Origin of the sequence: Xenorhabdus szentirmaii DSM 16338 (genome assembly GCF_002632585.1) — a bacterium.
GTDB lineage: Bacteria > Pseudomonadota > Gammaproteobacteria > Enterobacterales > Enterobacteriaceae > Xenorhabdus > Xenorhabdus szentirmaii.
On record NZ_NIBV01000001.1, the window covers coordinates 470,096 to 476,402 of the forward strand.

Annotated in this window: 5 protein-coding genes; 3 read left to right on the forward strand and 2 right to left on the reverse strand. The window is 39.6% G+C overall.

What is annotated here, in order from left to right; translation table 11 throughout:
• Positions 1-144 precede the first annotated feature (144 nt).
• From Xsze_RS02210 to Xsze_RS02220, 3 genes are all read left to right on the forward strand, one after another.
• Positions 145-918 (forward strand): amino acid ABC transporter substrate-binding protein, encoded by a 774-nt coding sequence (locus Xsze_RS02210; RefSeq protein WP_038240293.1) that lies wholly within the window; start codon positions 145-147, stop codon positions 916-918.
• A gap of 465 nt (positions 919-1,383) precedes the next feature.
• Positions 1,384-2,340 carry an omptin family outer membrane protease gene (locus Xsze_RS02215; protein ID WP_038240291.1) on the forward strand — a complete coding sequence of 319 codons (957 nt, stop codon included), beginning with the start codon at positions 1,384-1,386 and terminating at the stop codon, positions 2,338-2,340.
• Positions 2,341-2,726: 386 nt separating this feature from the next.
• Positions 2,727-2,918: a hypothetical protein gene (locus Xsze_RS02220; RefSeq protein ID WP_038240289.1), complete on the forward strand. Its 192-nt coding sequence runs from the start codon at positions 2,727-2,729 to the stop codon at positions 2,916-2,918.
• A gap of 23 nt (positions 2,919-2,941) precedes the next feature.
• Here Xsze_RS02220 and Xsze_RS22050 read toward each other — a convergent pair whose 3' ends face one another.
• Together Xsze_RS22050 and Xsze_RS02230 are read right to left on the reverse strand one after the other, a co-directional pair.
• Positions 2,942-4,927, reverse strand: a complete 1,986-nt coding sequence (locus Xsze_RS22050; RefSeq protein WP_051462477.1) for a YadA-like family protein — start codon at positions 4,925-4,927, stop codon at positions 2,942-2,944.
• Between the two features lie 669 nt (positions 4,928-5,596).
• Positions 5,597-6,307, reverse strand: a 711-nt coding sequence (locus Xsze_RS02230) for a YadA C-terminal domain-containing protein (RefSeq protein ID WP_211293372.1), incomplete at its 5' end; no start/stop codon positions are given.

Below are 6,307 nucleotides of genomic sequence, written 5' to 3' on the forward strand. Positions count from 1 at the left end.
ACAAACTCACCATCAATCATAAGTCACTAACCCTCTATGATATAACAATATTTTATATATAAAGGTTTTTATATTCCCGTTATAGTAAAAACTGTTATCACAAAAAAATGACCAAAAATAACTGTTTCCTCTCGGAGAAATAAAATGAAATTCATACTCAATATATTATTGGTGGGTTTAGTCCAATTTGGCTTCAATCATATTGCTTATGCGCAATCCTCTCCTGAATCCACCCTTAATGCTATTCACTCCACGGGAATATTCAAAATTGGGACAGAAGGTGCTTATGCCCCATTCAGTTATCATGATGCCTCCGGAAAACTGACCGGATTTGATGTGGAAATCGGCCGGGAAATCGCACTGCGCATGAAAGTGACACCTGAATTTATCGAAGGCAAATGGGACGGGCTGATTGGTGGTCTTGATGCCGGGCGCTCTGATGCGGTGATGAACCAAATTGCCATTACGCCGGAGCGTGAGAAAAAATACAGTTTCTCCCAGCCTTATGTTATTTCAGAGGCAGTATTGATCACCCGGACAAACAATAACGACATTAAGACATTCAGCGATCTAAAAGGAAAGCGATCAGCCCATACCCTGACCAATAATTTTGCCCAGATCGCCAGACATTATGGTGCCGACATTATCAGTGCCAACGGTTTTAGTCAGGAAGTTGAGCTGGTGAGCACAGGCCGTGCTGATGCCACAATTAACGATAAACTATCTTATCTCGATTATAAAAAACATCGTCCGGATGCACCGGTAAGAATTGTTGCCGCAGATACTCAGGCAGCAAAAACTGCCGTATTGCTCCGCAAAAATGATGCAGAATTAAAAGCCGCAATAGATAAAGCCATTATGGAAATAAAAGCAGATGGGGCTTATCAGAAGATTTGGGATAAATATTTTTCTGAGTAACAGAATAACTGATTTGAGTAAGAGCCTAATAGAGTAGGCTCTTAAATTACGTGATAATAAAATATCACTCATATAGCGCATCAAAAAACCAAAATATATCTACTTCAACTTACTTTAGAATAAATATCAATTATACAAATAATAAATTAAAATTTAATCATAAAAACAAATAATTCAACTATACTCCAGTTATTATTTTATTAATCAGTATGGTAAACACTCATAAACTGTGTTAATAAGATGGCGTTTAGAGTACATAATGGCTACTAAATATATTCATAATATCATGAAATCATTATGAATTATTTCTATCTGGCGATATTTAAACAGATAAAAAAATATATTTAGTAGACAAAAAAACATTCAGAGAAAAAATTTTAAAATCCCACGCCCTCAATATATTGAGATAGCCCGATATTGAAACTTCGAATGATTGATATATTTGTAAACTAGGAACTATTATCAATGAAACTTAAATTAGTTACTTTAGGTATTATTAGTCTGGCTGCTGCGCAAACCGCATACGCAGCACAAGCAGTGCAAACAACGCAAGTTGAAAATACCAGCCCGATTAATTTCAATTCAAGTAGTATATCAGCCAGTGCTTCATTAGGTATACTTTCAGCTGAGACAAAGGAATATCTATATAACCCAATCTCAGGGGATAAAACCAGTGAATTGATTTGGAAAATTAAGAATACAGCGGTTATTAAAGGTGATCTAGCCTGGGATGCGTTGCCGTATTTAACCCTGAACGCTCGTGGCTGGTATGCATCATCATCCAAAAGTGGAAAAATGGACGATTATGATTGGATGAACGGTAGCCAATCTAAATGGACTCACTGGTCTTATCACGAAAATACTAAGCTGAATAGCGCCAGTGAATTTGATATCAATGTAAAAGGCTGGATATTGAAACAGCCAGAATACAAGCTCGGCGGGGTTCTTGGTTATCAGCAAACTGATTTCAGTTGGGAGGCAACTGGAGGGCATGGGATCTATGAAAATAAGCCCAAAACTTTCGAAAACAAACCCTTGATCACATACAAACAAAAATTCAACACTCCCTATTTGGGGCTGACCGGGCAATATCGCTATCAGGACTTTGAGTTTAATGCGTTGCTGAAATTCAGCCCGTGGGTTAAAGCAAAAGACACTGATGAGCATATTTTAAATAACGAAACGTTCAAAGCAAAAACAAGCAACTCACGCTATTATTCTATTGGCGTTGATGCAGGCTATTATATTACGCCAAATGTAAAAGTATTCAGTGAACTGACTTGGAATAAATTCGACAATAATAAAAAAGGGGATGTGCAGTTAACTAATCATAGTGAACGCAGCTCTGAAACCTATCGCAATACGGGTAGTATGGGTAATACCAACTATACTATTTCCGCTGGCGTTCAGTATCGTTTTTAATCCAATCGAGTCGATGGCGGGAAGACTCCCGCTGTCCTCTTACAGCACCGTGCCATGCTGGTTGCTATATCCCTATCCCCTGATATATATGTTCCCGAGTTCACGCAACGACATTTTTCTGCTATTCATTATCCGTTTTAAATTCCCTGAAAAACTTTATTTATCTCTCTGAGAAGGTGTTTATCTGTTTATAACGGTTTATTACCCTTCGTCTTTCAAACTGCCCTTTTGTTGGCTGTACTGCTTTATTCTTTATAAACACACACCTATTTTTTATAAATAAATTTCAATCGCCGTTTTATAAGCATCCAGCTTACTGCCCCTCGGTTTTTTGCCCAATTCGTCCCGCAAGATATTTGACAATAACAGAGGCCGTAGGCCATGTTATGGCATTCCCCAATATCATTTTTCTGCTCATTACGGCTGCGTATTTCCGTGTCAAAGTATCATCAGCATGTCAGCTTCAACGTCAACACAAAAAAATCCCCTCATTGCGGGCAGAGAGTACAGCTCTGGGCAATACATACTATGTTTGGCGTTCGGCGCACAAAAAAAATCAGGCGCCAATCGACGCCTGATAAATGTTTATTTTACGTGTATATTACCAACCAATTGCGACCCCTGCTCCCATGACTGCACCTTCGTCATTATTCCAGCTTGTAGAAGCCCTGATATTGACATTTTCAGTCAGTTTAGCCTGTGCGCCAACCGCAACCGCACTGCCATCATGATATTTCCCTAAACCCACACCCACGCTAAAACGATCGGTATTACTGTATGGAATGTTGGTCATTGCCGCCACACCAGCAATACCGGCATTAGCACGCTTTCCTACCCGATTGATTTTGTTATCTAACTTATTAAAGCCTTGGTACATTTCAGCCTTTAATTCACCAACGCGGGCAACAGATTCATCACGAAGTGCGTCAGCCTTATTATCAGCGTATTTATACAATTCCTTGGCTTCTTCCTTGATTTCTTTTTTGACCTCTTTTGTCTTCTCTTCCACTTTCTGGTCTAGTTTTTCTGCTTTTTCTTCGACTTCTTTAACTTTTTCTTTACTGGCTTGCTCAGCCGCTGACTTGATTTTGTTATCCATTTCTGCTGCGGTCTTTTTAGCTTCCTTGGCTGCACTTTTCGCTGATTCTGCAAACCCCCCCGCATCACGCGTTAATTTTGCCGTTTCTTCCTTTGATTCTTCCGCTGATTTCGCAAAGCCCTCCGCCTTCCCCTTTGACTCTTCCGCTGCTTTCGCAAAGCCCTCCGCTTTCCCCTTTGATTCTTCCGCTGCTTTCGCAAAGCCCTCCGCCTTCCCTTTTGATTCTTCCGCTGCTTTCGCAAAGCCCTCCGCTTTCTCCTTTGACTCTTCCGCTGCTTTCTTCGCAGCTTCCGCACCATCCGCTGCTTCTGCCGATATTTCTGCAAATTGATACGCACCACTTGCTGATTTTGCTGCTTCTTTCGCAGAATCCGCCGCATTTTTCTCAGATGTTTTCACTTCATCCTTTAGCCCTGCCATAGAGCCCTTCAATTCTGTTTCTACCTTCGTCAATTGCCCATAAGTTGCTGCATCGTGAGCCTTTTCGCCATCTGCAACATTAGTTAGCTTCAATTTTGTTTTGTCATCACCAAATGACACAACATTGCTTTCCGTGGATTTAAAAGAAGGGCTTCCCACATAATATGACGATGCCAACGCTGGAGTTGTTGAATCAGTATTCGAAAAAAAGAATATGTTATTAGCGACATGTTTATTCATTTGCCCAACAGTGGCCACATCGTTATTACTTATACCCTCAGCAACATTTACCAACCGCTTGTTTCGTCCTATATATCCTTTTTCCTTCATCTGTTCCTTTGTAACTCCTTCAGGTACTTGGAGTCCATTTCCGAATGATACCGTATCAGCTTCATTCGCTATAGCACCTGCACCAATAGCAACTGAGTTAATCTCTTTAGCTTTCGCATGTTCCCCCAAAGCAATGCCATTTGCCTTAGACGAAGACGCATTTTGCCCTATTACAATACTATTGTTTGCTTCATTGTGAACTTTTGCTCCCTGACCAATAGCCAAAGAATTTTGGCTAAACGCACCAATTGTTGACTTATTCAACGCAGTAGAGTAATCAGACTGCCGCTCAATAGCCGACTCCCCCATCGCGATACTGTGTGTAGAAAAATTATCAATGGTTGATTTTCCCGACGCAAAAGATAAATGGGAACCCCACGAAATAGTCGATTTGTTCAATGCAGTAGTATAGGCAGCGTTATCTTGAATTCTCGAGCCGAGCAACGCCAATGCATTGTGAGTAATCTCGGAACCCCTCTCTTTTCTCGGCCTTTCAAATAACACAGACTCCATTTCATCATTAATCCGAGATTTGTCATCCCTTATATTTTCTCCTGTCACATTCTTCCCATTCTTATCAACTTCTACCTTATTATTCTTCCATATCTCACTAACAATGTCTGTAACAATGTTGTTTGGCGGTTTCTGTTGCTGTTCCTGTTCAGCAAAAGAATATGATATTAAAACTGCATTAATAAAAATCGCCAGACTTGTTTTTTTCAATAAAACCTTTCGCATTATTTCACCATATTATAACTGCAAATAAATTCATTGATTTAATCAAAGATATAAACCAAATATATTCACGAAAGTAATTAACCCTACATTACCGGCCTATACCTGAGTTATTTTAAATGAGTATTCTTTGGGCCAGATTCATTACGACCCACAATGAAGGGTTACTGCACTGATATATGAAAATTTATTCACACGGTAATATGGAAGAATTAACCATTTAAACTTCTTCTTAATTAAATGGCTATTATTCTTCACATCAATAACGCATCAACAATAAATTAATGTGTAATACACAGAGACAAGCTCAGATAACCACTTCATGACTTCATTTAAACAGGGTGAAAATTAAACATCACAAAAATATAGAAATCAAGTTTTGCATTCATGATATTCATATAATCAGATATACGGCAAGGCCAATTGTCTTATACTACAGTCAAAAACTCCATCTAATACAATGATTTTATTAATTATTAATTATTAATTATTAATTATTAATTATTAATTGATGATTTTAAATTATCGAAAGAAACAGTTTTAAAGTTTACAATTTGACAAATGGATTATCACTCATAACACTCAATTATTTTATTTTGACAACATAATATAAAAGAAAAAACAGGCACCAATGGCGCCTGCTGAATATTCCTATCATGAATGAATACGATATTACCAATCAACCGCGATACCTGCCCCCAACGCCACATTTTCAGCGTTGTTCCAGCCTGTAGATGCTCGGATATTGATATTCTCAGTCATTTTAGCCTGAGCACCAATCGCGATAGCACTGCCATTATTATATTGGCCCACCCCAACTCCAACACTAAAGCGGCCGGTATTACCGTATGGGATATTGCTCATTGCCATAACACTGGCAATACCCGCGTTAGCACGTTTCCCTACTTGATTGATTTTGTTGTCTAACTTGCCAAAATTTTGGCGCATTTCTGTTTCCAGCGTATTAAATCTCTTTTCAGAATGAACATGATATTCACCCATTTTGGTATTCGTATCCTGCGCATAGGTATAGATATCACCGGCTTTTGCACCCAGCTTATTCATTCTTTCGTCAGCGTCAGCATCCTTTTTGACCGCCGTGATTTTTTCATCTAGCTCTTTTTCCATTGCATTTGTCACAACTGCCGTCTTTGACTCATTGGCTATCTCCGTATTTTCCCTGGTTGTGTCAGTTTTCCTGGCATTGATCAACGTCTGTGGGTCATTCACCTTCGTGCCATTGTCGGCGGCAGTGATGATGGTCCCGGCATTGGCCAGTGTCTGTGGGTCATTTACCTTCGTGCTATTGTCGGCGGCGGTGGTGATGGTCCCGGCATTGGTCAGCGTCTGCGAGTCATTTACCTTCGTGCTATTGTCGGCGGC

Bases quoted from the DNA above. Each gene is read 5' to 3' on its own strand.
- Xsze_RS22050 (WP_051462477.1), bottom strand. From the start codon at position 4,927: ATGCGAAAGGTTTTATTGAAAAAAACAAGTCTGGCGATTTTTATTAAT.
- Xsze_RS02210 (WP_038240293.1), top strand. From the start codon at position 145: ATGAAATTCATACTCAATATATTATTGGTGGGTTTAGTCCAATTTGGC.
- Xsze_RS02215 (WP_038240291.1), top strand. From the start codon at position 1,384: ATGAAACTTAAATTAGTTACTTTAGGTATTATTAGTCTGGCTGCTGCG.
- Xsze_RS02220 (WP_038240289.1), top strand. From the start codon at position 2,727: ATGGCATTCCCCAATATCATTTTTCTGCTCATTACGGCTGCGTATTTC.